At 70.7% G+C, this 18783-nt stretch carries 17 protein-coding genes, 1 tRNA gene, 1 pseudogene and 1 riboswitch; of the genes and pseudogenes, 10 read left to right on the forward strand and 9 right to left on the reverse strand.

Going from position 1 to position 18783, the window contains the following annotated elements; all coding sequences use genetic code 11:
* The 3 genes from ACLQ2X_RS11155 to ACLQ2X_RS11165 are packed head-to-tail and all read right to left on the reverse strand — an operon-like array spanning nucleotide 1 to nucleotide 2555.
* Nucleotides 1–276 (reverse strand): hypothetical protein, encoded by a 276-nt coding sequence (locus ACLQ2X_RS11155; RefSeq protein WP_425680905.1) that lies wholly within the window; start codon nucleotides 274–276, stop codon nucleotides 1–3.
* Nucleotides 277–279: 3 nt separating this feature from the next.
* Nucleotides 280–1752: a class E sortase gene (locus tag ACLQ2X_RS11160; RefSeq protein WP_425680906.1), complete on the reverse strand. Its 1473-nt coding sequence runs from the start codon at nucleotides 1750–1752 to the stop codon at nucleotides 280–282.
* Nucleotides 1749–2555, reverse strand: coding sequence for a DUF881 domain-containing protein (locus ACLQ2X_RS11165; RefSeq protein ID WP_425680907.1), 807 nt, complete (start codon nucleotides 2553–2555; stop codon nucleotides 1749–1751). Before ACLQ2X_RS11165 ends, ACLQ2X_RS11160 begins: the two co-directional genes overlap by 4 nt.
* Nucleotides 2556–2782: 227 nt before the next feature.
* Here ACLQ2X_RS11165 and ACLQ2X_RS11170 point away from each other — a divergent pair, with 227 nt between their 5' ends.
* Together ACLQ2X_RS11170 and ACLQ2X_RS11175 are read left to right on the forward strand one after the other, a co-directional pair.
* Complete coding sequence (locus ACLQ2X_RS11170; protein WP_425680908.1) at nucleotides 2783–3046, forward strand: cell division protein CrgA; 264 nt, start codon at nucleotides 2783–2785, stop codon at nucleotides 3044–3046.
* A gap of 180 nt (nucleotides 3047–3226) precedes the next feature.
* Nucleotides 3227–5470, forward strand: a complete 2244-nt coding sequence (locus ACLQ2X_RS11175; RefSeq protein WP_425680909.1) for a (Fe-S)-binding protein — start codon at nucleotides 3227–3229, stop codon at nucleotides 5468–5470.
* 66 nt (nucleotides 5471–5536) lie between these two features.
* Here the strand turns inward: ACLQ2X_RS11175 and ACLQ2X_RS11180 are convergent, their stop codons facing one another.
* Nucleotides 5537–6208, reverse strand: coding sequence for a GOLPH3/VPS74 family protein (locus ACLQ2X_RS11180; RefSeq protein ID WP_425680910.1), 672 nt, complete (start codon nucleotides 6206–6208; stop codon nucleotides 5537–5539).
* An 82-nt stretch (nucleotides 6209–6290) separates the two neighbouring features.
* Here ACLQ2X_RS11180 and ACLQ2X_RS11185 point away from each other — a divergent pair, with 82 nt between their 5' ends.
* The 3 genes from ACLQ2X_RS11185 to ACLQ2X_RS11195 all read left to right on the forward strand — a co-directional run bounded on the left by ACLQ2X_RS11185 (nucleotide 6291) and on the right by ACLQ2X_RS11195 (nucleotide 9776).
* Nucleotides 6291–7598: a hemolysin family protein gene (locus tag ACLQ2X_RS11185; protein WP_425681082.1), complete on the forward strand. Its 1308-nt coding sequence runs from the start codon at nucleotides 6291–6293 to the stop codon at nucleotides 7596–7598.
* Nucleotides 7591–8595: a hemolysin family protein gene (locus tag ACLQ2X_RS11190; RefSeq protein WP_425680911.1), complete on the forward strand. Its 1005-nt coding sequence runs from the start codon at nucleotides 7591–7593 to the stop codon at nucleotides 8593–8595. The genes ACLQ2X_RS11185 and ACLQ2X_RS11190 overlap by 8 nt, the downstream gene beginning before the upstream one ends.
* A gap of 170 nt (nucleotides 8596–8765) precedes the next feature.
* On the forward strand, nucleotides 8766–9776 hold the full coding sequence (locus ACLQ2X_RS11195; protein ID WP_425680912.1) for an NlpC/P60 family protein: 1011 nt from the start codon (nucleotides 8766–8768) through the stop codon (nucleotides 9774–9776).
* Between the two features lie 64 nt (nucleotides 9777–9840).
* Here ACLQ2X_RS11195 and ACLQ2X_RS11200 read toward each other — a convergent pair whose 3' ends face one another.
* Entirely contained in the window at nucleotides 9841–11874 is a 2034-nt protein-coding gene (locus ACLQ2X_RS11200; protein ID WP_425680913.1) for an N-acetylmuramoyl-L-alanine amidase, read from the reverse strand.
* Between the two features lie 227 nt (nucleotides 11875–12101).
* Nucleotides 12102–12236: riboswitch (cyclic di-AMP (ydaO/yuaA leader) on the forward strand.
* Nucleotides 12237–12249: 13 nt separating this feature from the next.
* On the opposite strand from ACLQ2X_RS11200, the gene ACLQ2X_RS11205 reads away from it, so the two are divergent.
* Nucleotides 12250–13284, forward strand: a complete 1035-nt coding sequence (locus ACLQ2X_RS11205) for an NlpC/P60 family protein (RefSeq protein WP_425680914.1) — start codon at nucleotides 12250–12252, stop codon at nucleotides 13282–13284.
* 74 nt (nucleotides 13285–13358) lie between these two features.
* Here ACLQ2X_RS11205 and dcd read toward each other — a convergent pair whose 3' ends face one another.
* The gene (gene dcd / locus ACLQ2X_RS11210) at nucleotides 13359–13937 is read right to left on the reverse strand and encodes a dCTP deaminase (RefSeq protein ID WP_425680915.1); all 579 of its coding nucleotides are present in this window, start codon (nucleotides 13935–13937) and stop codon (nucleotides 13359–13361) included.
* Nucleotides 13938–14015: 78 nt separating this feature from the next.
* Here dcd and ACLQ2X_RS11215 point away from each other — a divergent pair, with 78 nt between their 5' ends.
* Nucleotides 14016–14561, forward strand: a complete 546-nt coding sequence (locus tag ACLQ2X_RS11215; protein ID WP_425680916.1) for a pyridoxamine 5'-phosphate oxidase family protein — start codon at nucleotides 14016–14018, stop codon at nucleotides 14559–14561.
* 69 nt (nucleotides 14562–14630) lie between these two features.
* Here ACLQ2X_RS11215 and ACLQ2X_RS11220 read toward each other — a convergent pair whose 3' ends face one another.
* Nucleotides 14631–15614 (reverse strand): zinc metalloprotease, encoded by a 984-nt coding sequence (locus ACLQ2X_RS11220; RefSeq protein WP_425680917.1) that lies wholly within the window; start codon nucleotides 15612–15614, stop codon nucleotides 14631–14633.
* Between the two features lie 271 nt (nucleotides 15615–15885).
* On the opposite strand from ACLQ2X_RS11220, the gene ACLQ2X_RS11225 reads away from it, so the two are divergent.
* A tRNA-Gly gene (locus ACLQ2X_RS11225) sits at nucleotides 15886–15959 on the forward strand.
* A gap of 38 nt (nucleotides 15960–15997) precedes the next feature.
* Here the strand turns inward: ACLQ2X_RS11225 and ACLQ2X_RS11230 are convergent.
* A pseudogene (locus tag ACLQ2X_RS11230) lies at nucleotides 15998–16368 on the reverse strand (transposase); the annotation flags it as partial.
* 66 nt (nucleotides 16369–16434) lie between these two features.
* Nucleotides 16435–16893, reverse strand: a complete 459-nt coding sequence (locus ACLQ2X_RS11235; protein WP_425680918.1) for a hypothetical protein — start codon at nucleotides 16891–16893, stop codon at nucleotides 16435–16437.
* Between the two features lie 462 nt (nucleotides 16894–17355).
* Between ACLQ2X_RS11235 and ACLQ2X_RS11240 the strand changes: the two genes are divergently transcribed.
* Complete coding sequence (locus ACLQ2X_RS11240) at nucleotides 17356–18009, forward strand: Type 1 glutamine amidotransferase-like domain-containing protein (RefSeq protein ID WP_425680919.1); 654 nt, start codon at nucleotides 17356–17358, stop codon at nucleotides 18007–18009.
* 179 nt (nucleotides 18010–18188) lie between these two features.
* Nucleotides 18189–18773: an RNA polymerase sigma factor gene (locus ACLQ2X_RS11245; RefSeq protein WP_425680920.1), complete on the forward strand. Its 585-nt coding sequence runs from the start codon at nucleotides 18189–18191 to the stop codon at nucleotides 18771–18773.
* The last annotated feature ends 10 nt before the right edge of the window (nucleotides 18774–18783 follow it).

Consider the following 18783-nt stretch of genomic DNA (forward strand, 5'->3'; position numbering starts at 1 on the left):
TCACCTGTTCGGGGTGGAGGGCGGGGCGTTGTTCGTTTCGGTGCTGTACGGCAGGTCCTCGCCGTTCTCGGACCGGCCGGTCGGGTTGGTGATCCCGCCGTCGCCCGGCACCTCGGAGTCCTGGGTGACCTGCACGTCGTCGAAGGGCAGCAGGGGTTCGGCCCACGGGAAGACCACGAACCAGAGCAGGGCGACCGTGGCGGTGGCCAGCAGTAGTGACCCGGCCAGCTTGCCGGGCAGCCCGAACGGCAGTTTCCGCCAGATCCACGCGTACACGGCTCAGGCCCCCAGTTCGGCCGGTCGGCCCGCCGACTTGGCCTGGACGTTGTCCAGCCGGGCGTGCACGATCAGCCGTTGGTAGTTGTCGAACTTCGGGTTGCAGGTGGTGAGCGTCAGCAGTTTCTCGGTGGCCCTGCGGCCGGGCTTGCCGGGCACCGGTGCGACCACCTCCACCTGCTCGGGCTTCACGATCCGCTGCTGGTAGACCCGGTAGACGAGCCAGTCGGTCCGGGTCTCGACCACGATCGTGTCGCCCGACGCCAACTCGTCCAGCCGCCAGAAGGTGGAGCGGATGCGGTGGCCGGCGACGGAGAAATTGCCCACCTGTCCGGGCATGGCGCTGTCCGGGTAGTGGCCCGGGGCGTACCTGATGTCGTTGGGTTCGACGCCCTCCACCACCACCCAGTGCTTGTCGAACCTGGGGATGTAGAGGCCGGCGACCGGTTTTCCCTCGGCCGGCGGTTTCGGCTTCACGGTCGGTCCGGTGCTCGGGCCGACCGTCGGGTCGGTGGCCCACTCCTGGGCGAGTTGACCGCTCAGGTCGTTCTGGTGGGCGTCGACGATGACCGACTTGCCCCAGATCTCGTATCCGGCGAAGAGGAGCACCACGATGCCGAAGGTGATCAGCACCTCGCCCGCGCCGCGTACGGCGGTGCGCAGCCGGGAGCCGACGGTGGGGCGGGTCAGCTCGGAGTAGACGCTGCGGTAGCCCTCGCCGGTCTGTTCCGGGCGCAACTGCACCACCCGCTCGCCGCGTCGCGGGCGTGGCGGATCGGCCGGTGGCGGGTCGCCGCCGCCGTCACCCTGCGCCGGGGGCACCGCGCCCATCAGCGCGGTCGAGTCCAGCCGTGGGTCCGGGGGCGGGGGCGTCACCGGGCGCAGCACCGCGGTCGCCTCGGGGTCGGCGGTCGGTCCGCGTCCGGGCGACCACCCGGAGCGCGGTACGCCCGGCGGGGACCCCTGCTCCGGCCGGCGTGCCCCGGCGCGGCTGTCGCGGCGCGGCCCGGTCGGGGGGGTCGGGGCGCGATCCGGGCCGGTACGGCGGTCGTGGGGGTGATCCGGAGCCGGGCGGGCGTTCCACCCCGGGCGGGGCGGGGTCGGGCGTGGGTCCGCCCCTGCACCGCGCGGGCCGGCAGCCGGCGGCGGCCCCTGACGGTCGGGCCGTGCCGGTGGCGGGGTCGGGCCCTGGGGCGTCGGTGGAGTCGGGCCCTGGGGCGGCGGGGTCGGGCGGTGGGACGGCGGTGGAGGCGGGCCCACGGGCGGCGGTGGAGCCTGGCGGTTGGGCGGCGGCGGAGCCGGGCGGGTCCCCGGGCCACGCCGGCCCGGGGACGAGTGGGTCGGGCCGGACTCGGGCCAGGGCAGGTGGAGCGGGGGCGGCGATCCGCGTGGGTGCTCGACCTTCGGGAGGAAGGCCGTGGGCTCCTCCTGGTGGTGACCGTGGCCGTCGCGTTCCCGCGGGTCGCCGCCGGTCACCGTGGCACCGTCGCCGACTGCAGGGCGGTGGAGTCCTCGAACGCCGGCACGGTGACGGTGGAGACGCGCTCGGAATAGCCGAGCTGGTAGTGGTCGGCCACTTCCTTGAACTCCCGGACTCCGTTGGAGGCGGCGAGCGCCCGCTGGAGTTCCGCGGGATCGCCGATAGCCACGATCTTGAAAGGAGGGGAGTACACCCGGCCGTGGAGCAGCAGGGTGTTACCGACGCAGCGTACCGCGCTGGTGCTGAGGACGCGGACGTTCATGATTGACATGGCTTCGGCGCCGCCGGCCCAGAGCGCGTTCACCACCGCCTGCACGTCGCTCTGGTGTACGACCAGGTCGTCGTTGCTGGCACCCTTGGGCAGCGGCTGGTCGGGCCGGCGGTCGGCGTCGTTGAGTTCGACGGTGACGCCGTTGCCGGTGAGCGCGGTGAAGCCGGCCGCCAGACGACTCCCGGCGGCCCGGTCCCGTTCGGTCTTGATCGGCCCGTCGGCGCCGGCCAGCGCGGCGGTCTGGTCCTCCACCTCGCCGCGCAGTCGGGCGGCCTTCGCCTCGCTGGCCGCGACCTGCTCGCGCCGGTCCTCGATGAGCTGGGTGAGCTGGGGCCGGCGGTCCTCGCGCAGGGCGGTGCCACCCGCGGTGGTCGCGGTGGTGGTGAAGAGCAACCCGGCCGCGGCGGCGATCAGGGGCACGCCGATCGACCAGCCCGAACTGCGGGGGCGGGTCCGCCGGGGCAGCAGGGCGGCGACCGCGCGGCGGAGGGCCTTCTGCCAGGAGGCGGCGCCGGACGTGTACTCCACCGGGCGTTCCCTTCCTGTCGTCTCGTGGCGGGCCGCGCCGAAGCGAACCATCTGCTCACCCGAAAGTCCTACTTTCCGGGCATCCGGTGCATCGGCTCGGCCCCATTCGTGGCCTGGAGGGCCGGTCGGGACTACGCTAGCTGTCGAGCATTATTGGCCATGGACCGTCGCCCTCGCGCCCGGTTGTCAGGCCGGACGAGGTCGTACCCCCCCCTCTGGAGAGCGTCGTGCCCAAGTCTCAGGTCCGCAAGAAGAAGGTGTACACCCCGCCGACGGACGTGCGTCCGACGGCGACGGCGTCGACGCGCAAGCCTAGCCCGATCTGGCTGCCGGTCACGGCGGTCGCGTTGATCGTGGCGGGCATCGGCTGGCTGGTGATCTACTACCTCTCCGAGCAGGCCTACCCGGTCGCCTCGTGGGGCTACTGGAACCTCGCGGTCGGCTTCGGCGCGATGGTCTCCTCGTTGATCCTGCTCTCCCGATGGCGCTGAACCAGGGGTTCTGACCCCGGTTCTCGCCACGCCACGCCGCCCCTGCCCGGCACTTCGGTGCCGGTCCACCTAAGGTGTGCGCAGGGCGGCGTGGCCCGGTGCGAGAAGACTCACGTTACCGCTGGGTAACCTTGCGCGTAGGCTGCACGCACACAGCAGCAGACCCGGGAGGCCAACTCGATGGGCAGCGTCCAGATCGTCACCACGATCCTCGCGGCCGCCATCACCGCTGTCGCGGTGTGGCTTGCGGTGCGTGCGGTCATGAAGATGACCGCCGTCATCCGGCTCGGGCAGCCGGCGCCGGAACGGTTCGGCGACAAGAGCGCCCGCACCAGCAAGATGCTGGTCGAGACCCTCGGGCACACGCGGATGCTCAAGTGGAGCGTGGTCGGCGCCGCCCACTGGTTCGTGATGGTCGGCTTCATCGTGCTGTCGCTGCTGGTGCTGGAGGCCTACTTCGAGGTGGTCTCGTCCGGCGGCGGGCTGCCGATCATCGGGCACTGGACGATCTTCGGCCTGGTCACCGAGTGGATCGGCATCCTCGGCCTGGTCGGCATCGGCGTGCTGATGGTGATCCGGCTGCGTAACCGCCCCAACCGCCCGGAGAACCGCTCCCGGTTCACCGGCTCGACCATGTGGCAGGGTTACTTCGTCGAGTGGATCGTCCTGCTGGTCCTGATCTTCGGGTTCATCATCCGGGGCTTCAAGGTCGCCACCGACCACTTCGAGTACCCGCTCTGGGCCACCCCGCTCAGCCACGCGGTCGGCGCCGTGCTGCCGGACTGGTCCGCCGGTGTCAGCATCGCCGCACTCATCAAGATCGCAATCTCGATGACCTGGCTCATCGTGATCTCGCTGAACGTCACCATGGGTGTGGCCTGGCACCGTTTCCTGGCCTTCCCCAACATCTTCTTCAAGCGCGACCCGGAGAAGCCGGCCGGCTCCGGCCTGGGCCCGCTGCGCCCGATGACCAGCGAGGGCAAGCCGCTGGACTTCGAGGAGGCCGACCCGGAGAAGGACCAGTTCGGTGTCGCCCAGGTCGAGCAGTTCAGCTGGAAGGGCCTGCTCGACTTCAGCACCTGCACCGAGTGCGGTCGCTGCCAGTCGCAGTGCCCCGCCTGGAACACCGGCAAGCCGCTGTCGCCGAAGCTGCTGGTGCTCAGCCTGCGCGACCACGCGTACGCCAAAGCCCCCTACCTGCTGGCCGGCGGCGGCAAGGACCTCACCGGCGAGGAGAAGGCGACGCAGGAGCAGTTGGCCGGCGTCGACGTGCTGGCCATGGCCGAGGCCGACCGGCCGCTGATCGGCACCGCCGAGGAAGGCGGCGTCATCGACCCGGACGTGCTCTGGTCCTGCACCACCTGCGGCGCCTGCGTCGAGCAGTGCCCGGTGGACATCGAGCACGTGGACCACATCGTGGACATGCGTCGCTATCAGGTGCTGATCGAGTCGAGCTTCCCGTCCGAGGCCGGCGTCATGCTGCGCAACCTGGAGAACAAGGGCAACCCGTGGGGTGCCCCGCAGAACACCCGCGAGGACTGGACCAAGGGCCTCGGGTTCGAGGTGCCGCGGGTCGGCGAGATCGACGACTTCGAGTACCTGTTCTGGGTCGGCTGCGCCGGGGCGTTCGAGGACCGGGCCAAGAAGACCACCCGGGCGGTCGCCACGCTGCTCAACGAGGCGGGCGTCAAGTTCGCCATCCTCGGCGAGGGCGAGACCTGCTCCGGCGACCCGGCCCGCCGGATCGGCAACGAGTTCGTCTTCCAGATGCTCGCCCAGCAGAACGTCGAGACCCTCAACGAGGCGTTCGACGGCCGGGAGAAGAGCAAGCGGAAGATCGTCGCCACCTGCCCGCACTGCTTCAACACCCTGGGCAACGAGTACGGCCAGCTCGGCGGCGAGTTCGAGGTGGTGCACCACACCCAGCTGCTGGCCCACCTGGTCAGCGCCGGCAAGCTCACCCCGGTGCAGCCGGTCGACGGCGGCGTGACCTACCACGACCCGTGCTACCTGGGCCGCCACAACCGGATCTTCGCCGCCCCGCGTGAGGTGCTCGGCAGTGCCATCGGAGATGGCCGCGGTGGCGCAGCTTCCGATTCCGGTGCGGGCCGCGACAGCGGCCTCATCGAGATGCCGCGCAACAGCGAGCGCTCCTTCTGCTGCGGCGCCGGCGGCGCCCGGATGTGGATGGAGGAGAAGATCGGCAAGCGGATCAACGTGGACCGGGTCGAGGAGGCCATGGCCACCGGGGCGAAGACCATCGCGGTGGGCTGCCCGTTCTGCTCGACGATGCTCAGCGACGGCGTGAACGGCAAGGGCGCGGGCGAGCAGGTCGAGGTGGTCGACGTGGCGAGCGTGCTGCTGCGCTCGGTCAAGCCGGCCGCGCCGGCCGGTGAGCCGGAGACCGCGCCGGCCGCGGGCTGAGGCGTACCCCGGCGGCGAGCCGGACCACGACGGCGGCGGCACCCGGGCGGTGCCGCCGCCGTTCGTTCAGCTTCCGGACAGCAACGTGACGGTGGTCGCGGCCGTGATCGTGACCAGCAGCGCGGCCTGCATCTCGTCGATCGCCTTCTTCACGGCGCCGGAGGCCCAGTCACCCGCGGCGATCTCGTCCATCCGCGCCTTCACCCGTTCCTTCGGCAGCTCGCGGAAGATCTTGCGGTCGAGGCCGACCGCGCAGGTCAGGGTCAGCAGCGCGGCGGTCCGCTCGTCGACCGGGCCGTTGCCGGTCAACGCGGCCGCCATCCGCTCCCGGGCCGCGGTCTCCACCGCCGGCTCGGCGCCGGTCGGCGAGGGATAGCGGGTACGCGGAAAGACAAGCAGCACCCGGTCGGACTCCCGGCGCAGCACCCCGGCATCGACCAGCCCGTCGAGCACCCGGTCGGGCAGGCCCCTGGCCAGCTTGCCGATCCAGTCGGCCGGCTTGCGGGGCCGACCGGCCCCCACGCCGGTCAGCGCCTCGTCCAACAGCGGGACGCCGGTCGGGGCGGGATCGGTCACCACGAGTTTCCTGTCCGACACCTCCACCCGTCCGGCCAGGGCCAGTTCCAGCAGCACCGCCCCGGCGAGGCCGTAGCCGAGATGCGGGCTGCCGAGCCGGGTGGTGCCGTCGTCGTCGTAGGCGAGCAGGACCAGTTCGTCGGTGAGCAGCAGGCCGTCCATGCACCCCAGGTTACGGGGGGCCCACCGTCGTCGCTCCCGTGTCACAATCACGTCCATCGACGGGCTTCTGGTTCTGACGCTGCTGCCCCTGGTCGGCTTCGTGCTGCTGACCGCCGGCAACGCCTTCTTCGTCGCGGCCGAGTTCGCCCTGGTCACGGTCGACCGGGCGGATATCGCCAGGCGGGCCGACGAGGGCGACGGCCGGGCCGCCACGGTGCGCCGCGCGCTGCGCGAACTGTCCTTCCAGCTCTCCGGCGCGCAGCTCGGCATCACGCTCACCGCGCTGCTCACCGGATACCTCGCCGAGCCCGCCCTGGCCCGGCTGTTCACGCCGCTGCTGCGTCCCCTCGGCGACGCGGAACGCTTCTCCGGCCTGCTCGCCCTCGCCCTCGCGACGCTCATCTCGATGCTCTTCGGTGAGCTGGTGCCGAAGAATCTCGCGCTGGCCCGCCCGATGCCGACGGCGTTGGCGACCGCCGCGCCGATGCGCACGTTCTCCCGCACGTTCGGCTGGTTGATCCGCCTGCTCAACGAGTCCGCGAACCGTCTCGTGCGGCGCCTCGGTGTGGAGCCGCAGGAGGAGTTGGCGAGCGCGCGCTCACCGGAGGAACTGGGGCTGCTGGCGGCCATCTCGGCGCGGGCCGGTGCGCTGCCGCCGGACACCGCGATGCTGCTGCGCCGCACCATCCGGTTCGGGGAGAAGCGGGCCGCCGAGGCGATGACCCCCCGGGTGGACGTGACCGCGCTGCGCGCCACCGCCACCGTCGCCGAACTGCTGGAGGCGTCCCGGCGGACCGGGCGGACCCGGTTCCCGATCTACGAGGAGACACTCGACCTGGTGACCGGCGTCGCCGGCGTGCCGGACGCGCTCGGTGTGCCGTTGGCCCGCAGGGCTGCCACCACCGTCGCCGTGGTCGCCCGGGAGCCGGTGTACGTGCCGGAGAGCCTCGACCTGGACGGGGTGCTGGCCGCGCTGAAGGGCGCCGGGGCCGATCTGGCCATCGTGGTCGACGAGTACGGCGGCACCGACGGCGTGGTCACCGTGGAGGACCTGGTCGAGGAACTGGTCGGGGAGATCGCCGACGAGTTCGACCCGGATGCGGTGGACCACCTCGGGCCGGTGGAGCTGACCGTGCCGGGCGGCGAGCGGACCGTCCTGGTCGACGGTGTGCTGCGCGCCGACGAACTGGTCGAGCAGACCGGCTTCCGGCTGCCCGAGGGGCCGTACGAGACGTTGGGCGGGTTCCTCATGGCGCGGCTCGGGCACATCCCGGTCCCCGGCGAGACGGTCGAGGAGGCCGGGTACGAGTTCACCGTGGTGGAGGTCGACCGGCACCGCATCGAGCAGGTCCGGGTGGTTCGCCCCGAGGAGCCCGACGACGGTGCCTGAGCTGCTGGTCGCCCTGGGACTGCTGCTGGGCAACGCGTTCTTCGTGGGCAGCGAGTTCGCGCTTATCGCCTCCCGGCGTACGGTGCTCGAGCCGCTGGCGGCGACGTCGAAACGGGCGCGGTGGGCGCTGTCGGCGATGAACCAGATCCCACTGATGATCGCCGGCGCGCAGCTCGGCATCACGGTCTGCTCGCTGGGGCTCGGCGCGATCGCCGAGCCGGCGTTGGCCCACCTGCTGGAGGCGCCGTTCACCGCGCTCGGGCTGCCCAAGTCGGCGGTACACCCGGTGGCCTTCGTGATCGCGCTGGCCGTGGTGGTCTTCCTGCACACCGTGGTCGGCGAGATGGTGCCGAAGAACATCACCCTGGCCGGGCCGGAACCGTCGGCGCTGTGGCTGGGCCCGGCCATGCTGGCGTTCTGCCTGGCCACCAAGCCGCTGTTGCTGGCCATGAAGTGGGCGTCCCGGCAGGTGCTGCGGTGGTGGCGGGTGGAGGCCACCGACGCGGTGAAGACGGTGTTCACCGCCGAGGAACTGGCCGGGCTGGTGTCCCAGGCACGTACCGAAGGGCTGCTGGACGCCGAGGAGCACGCCCGGATCACCGGCGCGCTCGCCCTGCACAGCCGTACCGCCGCGGACGCGCTGCAACCCTGGTCGACGGTGACGACCGTGGCCGAGGACGTGTCGCCGGCGTCGCTCGAGGTACTGGCGACCCGCACCGGCCGGTCGCGCTTCCCCGTGGTGCAGCGGTCCACCCGCCGGGTGCTCGGCTTCGTCCATGTCAAGGACGTGCTCGGGTACGCGGGGGCCAGCCGCCGGGCACCGGTGCCGGCCGAGGTCTACCGGCCGTTGGCGGTCGTGCCGCCGGACCGCACGCTTGCCGACCTGCTGCTGGCCATGCGCCGCGAGCGGCGGCACATGGTGCTGGTCAGCGACGGTCTCCGGCCCATGGGTGTGGTGACACTCGACGACGTATTGACGGCTATCGTCGGCCGTTGAAATGGATACCGTTTGTGTGCGGTCGATTGCGGACACGTGATGAAGCAAACTGTCGCCTTGATTCCGCCGGACGGCTTCCCTAGTGTGGGGCACCGACCGCTGTGGGTCGTCTGCCTCGATCTTCCCTCTCGCGAGGCGCCCGGCGGTCGGTTGCAAAGGAGTCCGTGCCGGTGGCAACCACGCCCCCTGAACGTCACGCCCCGAGCGCTCCGCCCGGCCGGCCAGCCGGGTTCCACCGGGTCGTACGCCGTCTGGTCACCCTGGTCGCGGCCGCCGCGGTCGGCGCCGGGATGCTGACGGCTCCGGCGCAGGCGGCGCCGTCGGTGGATGAGATCGACGCGCAGATCGACAAGCAGTGGGAACAGCTCGAACCCACGATCGAGCAGTTCAACAAGGTCCGCTCGCAGATGCGGGCCAACCAGAAGAAGTCCGACGCGCTGCAGAAGAAGATGGCGCCGCTGGAGCTGGCGTCCACGCTGGCCATGAACAAGGTCGGCGACATCGCGGCCCGCTACTACATCCAGGGCCCGTCGCAGGAGTTGGGCGCGCTGCTGGTGAGCACGAAGCCGGGCGCGCTGGCCGAGCAGCTGGTCATGCTGGACCGCATCGCCGACGACCAGCGCCGCCAGATCGCCGGTGTGCTGAAGGCGCGGGACGAGTACCACCAGCAGAAGCAGAAGCTGGACGCCCTGATCGCGCTGGAGAAGAAGCAGCAGAACGATCTGGCGGCCAAGAAGAAGCAGATCGACTCGGAGATCAAGCGGCTGACCGCCATGTTGCCGGTCACCTCGATCCGCCCGGCGGGGTGCCCGAAGGTCGACGGTGTGGTGAGTAGCGCCGCGCGTACCGCGATCAAGACGGCGTGCGCGCAGGTCGGCGACCCGTACGTGTGGGGTGCCACCGGCCCGAACTCGTTCGACTGCTCCGGCCTCACCCAGTACGCGTACAAGGCGGCGGGTATCTCGCTGACCCACTTCACCGGCGCCCAGTGGAACGAGGGCCGCCGGATCAAACAATCCGAGGCGCGACCGGGTGACCTGGTGTTCTTCGGTTCTCCTCTGCACCACGTCGGGCTCTATCTCGGCGACGGGGTGATGGTGCACGCGCCCCGGACCGGTAAACCGGTCCAGGTGTCGAGCATCAGCACGATGTCGATCGCCGGCTTCGTCCGGGTCGCCTGACGCCGCCACGCGAAAGGCCCCCGGTCCGTACGGACCGGGGGCCTTTGCGTTGTCGGTGTACGCGTCAGCGCGGCGCACCGAGCGGGGACGGCAGGATCAGCACGTCGTCCAGGTTCACGTACATGATCCGGTGGCCGAACTGGACCTGCACGTACCGGTTGTCACCCCGGACCACGGTCCGGTCGCCCGGCGCCGAACCGTCGAACGAGACGGCCCGGTAGTACTCGCCGGGCAGCACCCCGCCGACCGCGTACCGCTGGCCGGCGGCCAGCGTGTACTGCAACGGCGAGATGGTCTGGTAGGGGATGGTCTCCGGGTAGGCGGCCTGCTCCGGGTAGGCGCGGCCGTACACCGGGATGGTGGCCTTGCCCGGCCGTGGGGTCACCACGAAGCCGGTCGCCCACTTGGCGGTGGGCGCCGAGGCCGGGTTGAGGAACCAGGCCTTCTGGCCGAGGTACCAGATCGCCGTCCAGTCACCCTGGCGGCCGGCGAGCGCGTACGTCTGGCCGGCGGAGGCGCGGGCGCCGTGGTCGGAGATGTACATCGTGTCCGGCGTGCCGTCCGGGCGCAGCGCGATGTCGTTGACGAGCGGGGCGTCCGGGCTCGGCGCGGTCCGCAGGACGACCGCCGAGGAGCCGCGCGACGGGCACGGCTCGGCCGGCGGGGTGGGCTTCGGCACGCCCGGCGGCTGCTGGTTGCAGCCGACGAACGCCGGCCGGTTGGTGGCGAAGTCGGGGTCGATGGTGACCAGGCCGGTGCGGGCGGTGCCGGTGGTCCGGAACGGCGCCTTCATCAGGTCGAAGTAGTGCGACCAGTCCCAGTACGGTCCCGGGTCCCAGTGCATGCCGCGCACCGTGGCGGCGGTGGTGCCGGGCACGTTGTCGTGGCCGATGATGTGCTGCCGGTTCATCGGGATGCCGAACTTCAGCGCCAGGTGGCGGACCAGCTTGGCGGAGGTGCGGTACATCGCCTCGGTGTACCAGGTGCCGTGCCCGGCGAAGCCCTCGTGCTCCAGGCCGATGGACTTGGCGTTGACGTACCAGTTGCCGGCGTGCCAGCCGACGTCCTTGGCCTTGATGTGCTGGGCGATGTAGCCGTCCACCGAGCGCAGCGTGTAGTGCCAGCCCAGGTAGTCGGCCCGCTTCACCAGGTCGACGCTCGGGCCGAAGTAGCCCTCGGTGTCGTGGATGACGATGTACTCGATCTTCTGCTGCTTCGGCCGGTTGGCGAGGTCGTGGTTGCCGTAGTCGCCCGGGTCCGCGCTGAGCTGCTCGTACGGCGCGGGGATCCATTCGCAGGCCAGCCGGACCGGGCACTCCAGTCCGTCGGGCCGTTCGGCGTTCCGCAGGCCGAGCCGGGCCAGTTTGGAGCGGTCCGGTTGGGCGACGGTGGCGGCGAGCGTGACCTTCTGCCCGTCGTCGGTGATCCGGGAGGCGCCCTGGCCGAGCTGGTCGTAGACCTCGTCGGCGAAGGCCGCCGCCCCGTCGGACGTGTCCGCGCCGGAGTAGCGGGCCACGGCGCCGTACCAGGCCGCCGGGTCGCTGCCGGCGCCGACCGGCCCGCCCAGCGTCTTCTGGTACGAGGCGAGCAGCGCCGCGCCGCCGCGGATGTTCGCGGCCGGGTCGGTGCGAAGCGTCCGCTCGTCGAGGCCGGTCAGCGTCGCTGCGGTGCCGAGTGTCTGCAGCGCCGCGCTCGGCAGCGGGGTCTCCCGCGGCGGCGCGGCGGCGGTGGCCGGGTCGAGGGTGAGCGGGCGGGAGTCGTCGCCGCGCGGGTCCTCGTCCTCGTCGACGTGGGCGCTGCCCGGCGTGGCGAGGATGTGCGCCGCGTCGGTCAGGTGCATCGGGCCGTATCCGCCGCTGGTGCTGGGCTGGCCGGGATGGGTGTCCCAGCGGGACTCCAGGTAGGAGACGCCGAGCAGGACGTTCTGCGGTACGCCGTACTCGGCCGCTGCGGCGGCGTACTGCTGCTGCCGGTCGCTCGTCGGTGCGGCCGGCTGCGGCGCGGCGCTCACCGGGGCGGTGGTCGCCAGCGCGGTGGCCGTGGCCACCGCGGCGGCGAGCAGTATCCGCCGGCCCGACGGCGGGGGTGAGAGGTGCATCGAACCTCCTGGACAGGGATGGGTGTCACTGCCCCTCAACCTCACTCCGCGTACCCCGTGACGGTCAATACCTTTCCAGCAGGTAATCTCCCTTGAAAGAAAACTTCACATCGCCCCTCCGGTTCGACACCGACCGTCACGGCGCTCCGAGTTGCGGATCGATCACGATCGTCCTTACTCTGGTCAAATGTCGGCCGCCAGTCTCACCGTCCATCCCGGTCGGTGACGGTCCGGCACCGCCGAGTCGCCCGCGGGCGAGCCGGGGACCCAGGTACCTGGGGTGAATCCGCAGCACTGCGGTAGGGCGACTCCCTTCCCGCCCGAACCCGTCAGCTAACTCGGTAGGCGGTACGGAAGAAGGAGCACGGACGCCCGGTGGCACACCATGCCCGGCGGCCAGCGTCCGACCGGTCGATCGACCGGTCCACGGCTGCGCCGCGTTCCCGCTGGTCCCGCTGCACCACCGCCCTCGCCGCACTGATCAGCACCGCCGTCGTCCTGACCGGCGGTGCCACGGCGGCCCATGCCGAACCCTCGGTCACCGAGATCGAGGCCCAGATCGACCGCGACTGGAACAAGCTCGAACCCGTCATCGAGCAGGTGAACGCCGTACGCGAGCAACTCGCGGCGCGGCGCAAGCAGGCCGACGCCCTCGGCCGGCAGATCGCCCCGCTCCAGGCCCGGGTGGACGCCGCGCTCGGGCAGGTCGGCGGGCTCGCCGCCGACGCCTACAAGGGCGACAACCTCTCCACCGTCAACGTGCTGCTGGGCAGCCGGTCCCCCGGTGACCTGGTCAACGGCCTGGAACTGCTCGACCGCTTCGCGCATCACCAGCGCGAGCAGGTGCGATCGGTCGCCGCGCTGCGCGACGAACTGGCGGCCAGGAAGAAGCCGCTGGACGAGATGATCGTCGGCCTGGCCCGCACCGAGGCCCAGCTCGCGGCGAAGAAGAAGCAGATCGACGCCGAGATCGCCCGGCTGCAGAAGTTGCGGCTGAAGGTCTACGGCAACGGGGGTGGCGGGCCGCTACGCCCGGCGCCCTGCCCGGCCGGCTACCCCGGCGGCGCGGCGGGCACGGCGGTCAAGTTCGCCTGCGCCCAGATCGGCAAGATCTACGTCTGGGGCGCGGCCGGTCCGGACCACTTCGACTGCTCCGGCCTGACCCTCGCGGCCTGGGGCAGGGCCGGCGTCTCGCTGCCGCACAACGCCCGCCAGCAGCACGGCGTGACGAAGCGGGTGAGCCGCGCCGAGCTGCGCGCCGGTGACCTGGTCTTCTACTACGGGGACCTGCACCACGTGGCGATGTACGTGGGCGAGGGCTGGGTGGTGCACGCCTCCCAGTCCGGCAAGCCGATCACCATGAAGCGCGTCGAGGACGGCCCCATCCACAGCTACGGCCGCCCCGGCTGAGGTGTGTAAGGAAGGGCCCCTTCTTAACGCCTCCGGTAGAGGAAGGGGCCCTTCTTGACAGGTGTGGGGCGCGATCAGCGCGTCGGCCAGGTGCGCCAGCTCTGCCACGACCGGCTCGGCGTCGGGCCGCGCTGCCCCTGGTAGCGCGAGCCGTAGACGGCCGAACCGTACGGGTGCTCGGCCGGCGAGGACAGCCGGAAGATGCACAACTGGCCGATCTTCATCCCCGGTCGGAGCGTGATCGGCAGGTTCGCCACGTTCGACAGTTCCAGCGTGACGTGTCCGGAGAAGCCGGGGTCGATGAAGCCCGCGGTCGAGTGGGTGAGCAGGCCCAGCCGGCCCAGGCTCGACTTGCCCTCCAGTCGCCCGGCGAGCTGGTCGCCGAGCGAGATCACCTCAAGCGTGGAGGCGAGCACGAACTCGCCCGGGTGCAGCACGAACGCCTGGCCCTCGGGCACCTCCACCATCGACGTCAGGTCGTCCTGCTGGATCGACGGGTCGATGTGTGTGTAGAGGTGGTTGTTGAAGACCCGGAACAGCCGGTCCAGGCGTACGTCGATGCTCGACGGCTGCACCAGCGTCGGCTCGAAGGGCTCCAGCGCGAGCGTGCCGGCCTTGATCTCGGAGACCAGGTCGCGGTCGGAGAGCAGCATCGGAACACCATAGCGACCGGTATGGGTGACCTGCGTGTCGCACTACATCTTCGTACACGTGTTCGATAGGATGTCCGCATGGCTTCCTGGTCCGAATTCGCCGTCGACGAGCCTCGACTCGCCGACGAGATCCGCCTCCTGATGCAGCAGTACGGGCCGGGCTTCGGCTATCTCGCCACGGTCCGCGCCGACGGAGCCCCCCGGGTGCATCCGGTCTCCCCGGTGATCACCGACGACGGGCTCTGGTGCTTCGTCATCGACTCGCCGAAGCGCCGAGACCTCGAACGCGACGGCCGCTACGCCCTGCACTCCTTCCCCCCGGAGGACAGCGACGACGAGGCCTACGTGGCGGGCCGGGCCCGGCCGGTGACCGACCCGGCCACCGTGGCGAAGCTGGCCCGGATCAGCCGGGCGGCACCGCACGGCGACTGGCGGCTGTTCGAGTTCACCGTCGAGGCGGCCATGTTGACCCGCCGCGACCCGGTGGCCCAGCCCGGCGCGGGTCGGCCGCAGGTCCGCGTCTGGCTCGACCCGCGCGGAGCGGCGCCGGCCCGCCGGGACTCGCTCGTCGGGGAGGGCCGGCGCGGCCGGCACGGCTTCGACACCCGTCGCCCGGCCGCCTGACCCGGGCCCCCACGAGCGGTGCCGGCCCCGTCCGAGGACAGGGCCGGCACCGGTACGCGGTGACGGCGGTCAGGCCGCGCGGTAGGTGTTCCACGCGGTCAGCATCCGGCTCGCCTGGCCGGTGGTGAACTGGTTCATGCAGGTGTCGTACGTGTAGTCCATGAAGTTGTTGATCGGGTCCTTGCCGCTGGTGGAGCAGGTGTCCCGGCCGGTCGGGCACTGGTATGCCGGGGAGGCCTCGGCGGGGGTGTCGGAGACGCTGTCGCCTGAGCCGGAGCAGCCGCCCTGGAAGGTGTGGTAGAGGTTCAGCCAGTGGCCGACCTCGTGGGTGCCGGTGTCACCCTGGTTGTAGTTGGCCGCCGTGCCGCCCGGCAGCGACTCGGCGAGGACGACCACGCCGTCCATCTTGTCCAGCGTCCGCTTCGGGAAGGTCGCCCAGCCCAGCAGGCCGTCGCTCAGCTCGCCCAGGTAGATGTTCAGCGTGTTCTTGCCGCCCTGCCGCAGCGAGGTCTTCATCGAGCGCTCGGCGGAGGAGCCCTGCACGATCGGGTACCACGACGTGTTCGTCACCCGGTTGATCTTCGAGAGTTGGAACGCGAAGGCGGTGGCGGCGCCGCCGGTCGAGCCCGCGTACGACTGGTTGAGCACGCTGATCTGCTGGGTGATCAGCGAGTCCGGGATGTTGCCGCCGGCCCGGGTGCTGTTCTCCTGGATGACGTGCACGACGACCGGAATGGTCACCGTGGCGAGCGGGGCGACCGCCTCGGTCCGGAAGGCGGCCCGCTCGCGCTGCGCGGCGGCGAAGTCGGCCTCACGCTCGCGTACCTGCTTGGCGGTCAGCTCGTTCGGGTCGTGCTTGGCCTTGCCACCCTTGGCGACTCGGGCGGCGGTGTGGGCATCGGCCGGCTCGGCGCAGGCGGCACCGGTCGGGGCGGCCGAGAAGGCCGAGGCAGCGGGGACGACGCCGACGGCGGCGGTGCTGAGCAGCAGCGCGAGGGTCGACGTCGCGACACCGGCGGTACGCCGGGTCAGCAGGTTGGGACGGAGTCCCATGGGCCCACCTCTTTCTGACGGCGTGGCAGGGGGGTGTGTCACGCCGGTGCGGAAACGTGGGGCAGACGTTACAACCCATCGATGCATTTGAGAACGGCCGAATGTTGCCGGGAGGCAACATCCCTTGCTCAGCCGTGTTGCGGACTCTTGATCAACTCAATCTCGGTGAGGTGGTGCGGTCCGACACCCTCCGCGACCGCCACCGCGCCAACGTGGCGAGGGGGCACCTGGGTGCAGGGCGAGAAGGCGGTCAGGTAGAGTGGGGCCGCCTGCGGGTGTAGTTCAATGGCAGAACATCAGCTTCCCAAGCTGACAGTGCGGGTTCGATTCCCGTCACCCGCTCCACGCGAAAGGCCCTGGCCAGGACGACAGTCCCAGCCAGGGCCTTCGATCTTCTGGTCGATGCCGGAGGTGCGGTAGACGATGTTGTCGTTGCGGTTGCCGGGCTGCGGTTCACCCAGGGCCACGACGAGACGGGTGTGGGCGTCGATGGCGACGTGCAGGTTCGTCGAGTAGCGGTAGTTCTTGCTCGGTGCCGCGAGGTGGTGGTCGCGGGTCGGGACCAGGGTGCCGTCGACGATGGCGATCTGGTCAACCCGACGCCGGCGTACCGGAGGCAGGGCCAGCAGCGGCCCGAGGGTGTCGACGACTGCCGCCCCGGCCGCCCGTACGCGATCGCGTCAGCGCCGCGTTCAGCGACCAGCCGGACCAGCAGGCGGAACTGGACGGGCTGCAACCCGGTGAACGGGAAGATCTACTCCTGGCGGGCCGCCGGAATCACCTGCACCCCGGCACGATCCACCATGGACGGCCGACGGAACTACGAGACGTCCCTTAGACCGATACCAGGCCAAGGCGCGTGATCGGTCGCCGTGTGCCGGTTGTCGCGGCAGCGCAGCCAGCCCGCAACGACCACGGCGGGCAAGGCGAGGAACATGCCGACCAGATGGGAAGCCACTGCCCATGAGTCGAGGCCGGACCCGTCCATCCCCTCGTGGTCGATGAACAATGCCAAGCCGCCACACGGGGCTAACAGCACTGCCATCACGGCGGCACCCACCCATAGCAGAGCCGTCGAACGACGGATAGCAGCCGTCATCAAAACGACGCTCACCGCGATCGGCACGCCCAACAACACGCCCGCCCGACTCCAGTCGATCCCCTGCGGGCCGTCGGTCGCGAGACGAAGCTCGGCGTCAACCAAGGCCCAACTCCAACCAGCCGCGATGTTGGACAAGCTGAGAAACGCACCCGCCCACAGGAACGACACAGCCCGCACGGCGGCAGCGTAGTCGCCGCGTCAACTCACGGTCGACACTGCCAGCTTCCGCTCGGCGACTTGGCGGTGTGGCCAGACAGCGAAGGCCGTTCCGTCCGACCCCACGCCGACCGCCTCGGGCTCGGACTGCTGTCTCGATCGCGTCGGTCGTGCTCTTCACAGGTCGCCCGGAAAGGGTCAGCCCTCGACCGGGTCGAGAGTCAAGAACTACCCGCCTCGGGTCCTGGCCGAAGGGGCAGGCGGGGCTATCCGAGGGAAAACCTGGATGGTGTACGGCGGAGCGTCGCGACTGGTCCTGTGGGATGCCATCAGTCAGGTGACCGGTGAGAGGGCGGTGGAGGAAATCGCCGAAGCAGTGCCCAGCTGCGATCAGTTTGGTCATCGGGTCCGGTCTTTACCCCCGTGCACACCATCCCCGACTTTCGGGGAGAGCGTCATGACCGCTACGTACAGGAGGCAAGCATGAAGCTTCTGCTCACGTCCGCAGGCGTTCAGAACCCGAGCATCCGCGATGCGCTTGTCGACCTGTTGGGCAAGCCGATCGCCGACTCCAGTGCCCTCTGCATCCCTACCGCGGTCCACCCCATGGGCGGGCCGGCCTCGGCCTGGCGCTTCATCACCGGTGAGACGCCGCTACCCATGTCCGGCCTGGGTTGGAAGTCGCTTGGCGTCCTCGAACTGACAGCGCTGCCCAGCGTCGGCGAGGAGCGGTGGGTCCCGTGGGTCCGGGAGGCTGACGTCATGCTGGTGGCCGGCGGCGATGCGACGTACCTGTGCCACTGGATGCGGCAGTCCGGCTTGGCGGACCTCCTGCCGTCGCTGCGGGACACCGTCTGGGTGGGGTTGAGTGCCGGGAGCATGGTGCTGACACCCCGGATCGGTGCGGACTTCGTCGAGTGGCAGTCTGCCCCCGACGACCGCACGCTGGGGGTCGTCGACTTCTCGATCTTCCCGCACCTGGGCCTCGAGCCGGACAACACCATGGCTGATGCCGAGAGGTGGGCGGCCGAGATCGCGAGTCCGGCGTACGCGATCGACGACCAGACGGCCATCAAGGTGACCGACGGCAGCGTCGAGGTCGTCTCCGAAGGGCACTGGAAGCTGTTCTCCGCGTAGCCGCGGGCCAACGACGAAAGGCGGTTGGCGGCGCGCACAACCCGGTACCGAACGTCCCGTGGCCGGAAACCGAGTACTACTGACCCGGCGACGTAGCCAGCTTCGGGGCAGTCCGCACCTGGCTGGTCAGCACGATTCTCCAGCCGCAACAGGTTCGTTCCCGCCGGCGATAGTGGGGTGTGACGAGCCAGATGCAACCGTCTGACCAGGATCTGTGGTCGGCTATCGCGGTCGGTGACGAGATCGCTTTCGGTCGGCTCTTCGACCGGTACGCGCGGGCGGTGTACAACCACGCGTTCCGGCTCACTGGCTCCTGGACGCTCGCGGAAGACGTCACGCAATCGACCTTCCTGGTCGCGTGGCGCAGGCGGGGTGAGGCGAGCCTCGCTGACGGGTTGGCGTTGCCCTGGCTGCTGGTGGTCGCCACCAATGTGACCCGCACCGAGTGGCGTTCAGCCCGCCGTTGGTTGGCAGCCCTACGTAGGTTGCCGCCGGAGCGGGAGGCCGACGTGGACCCGGCCGGCGACGTAGCCGCGCGGCTCGATGACGAACGGCGGATGGCCAGGATCCTGCCGGTGGTCCGCCGGCTCCCCCGCGCGGAACGCGAAGCCGTTGCTCTGTGTCTGTGGTCCGGCGTGCCGTACGGGGAGGCGGCGAAGGTGCTCGGGGTCAGCGAAGGCGCCGTCCGTTCGCGCGTGAGTCGCGCACGGGCCCGGCTGGCACGGACGGCAAGTGACGACGACAAGCAGGAGGAGGAACGATGAGAGACATCCT

It is taken from the genome of Micromonospora sp. DT31, assembly GCF_049841795.1.
GTDB lineage: Bacteria > Actinomycetota > Actinomycetes > Mycobacteriales > Micromonosporaceae > Micromonospora.

Bases quoted from the DNA above. Each gene is read 5' to 3' on its own strand.
- ACLQ2X_RS11175 (WP_425680909.1), top strand. From the start codon at position 3,227: ATGGGCAGCGTCCAGATCGTCACCACGATCCTCGCGGCCGCCATCACC.
- ACLQ2X_RS11180 (WP_425680910.1), bottom strand. From the start codon at position 6,208: ATGGACGGCCTGCTGCTCACCGACGAACTGGTCCTGCTCGCCTACGAC.
- ACLQ2X_RS11200 (WP_425680913.1), bottom strand. From the start codon at position 11,874: ATGCACCTCTCACCCCCGCCGTCGGGCCGGCGGATACTGCTCGCCGCC.
- dcd (WP_425680915.1), bottom strand. From the start codon at position 13,937: ATGCTGCTCTCCGACCGCGACCTGGTCTCCGAGATCAAGGCCGGCACG.
- ACLQ2X_RS11215 (WP_425680916.1), top strand. From the start codon at position 14,016: ATGGCTTCCTGGTCCGAATTCGCCGTCGACGAGCCTCGACTCGCCGAC.
- ACLQ2X_RS11220 (WP_425680917.1), bottom strand. From the start codon at position 15,614: ATGGGACTCCGTCCCAACCTGCTGACCCGGCGTACCGCCGGTGTCGCG.
- ACLQ2X_RS11240 (WP_425680919.1), top strand. From the start codon at position 17,356: ATGAAGCTTCTGCTCACGTCCGCAGGCGTTCAGAACCCGAGCATCCGC.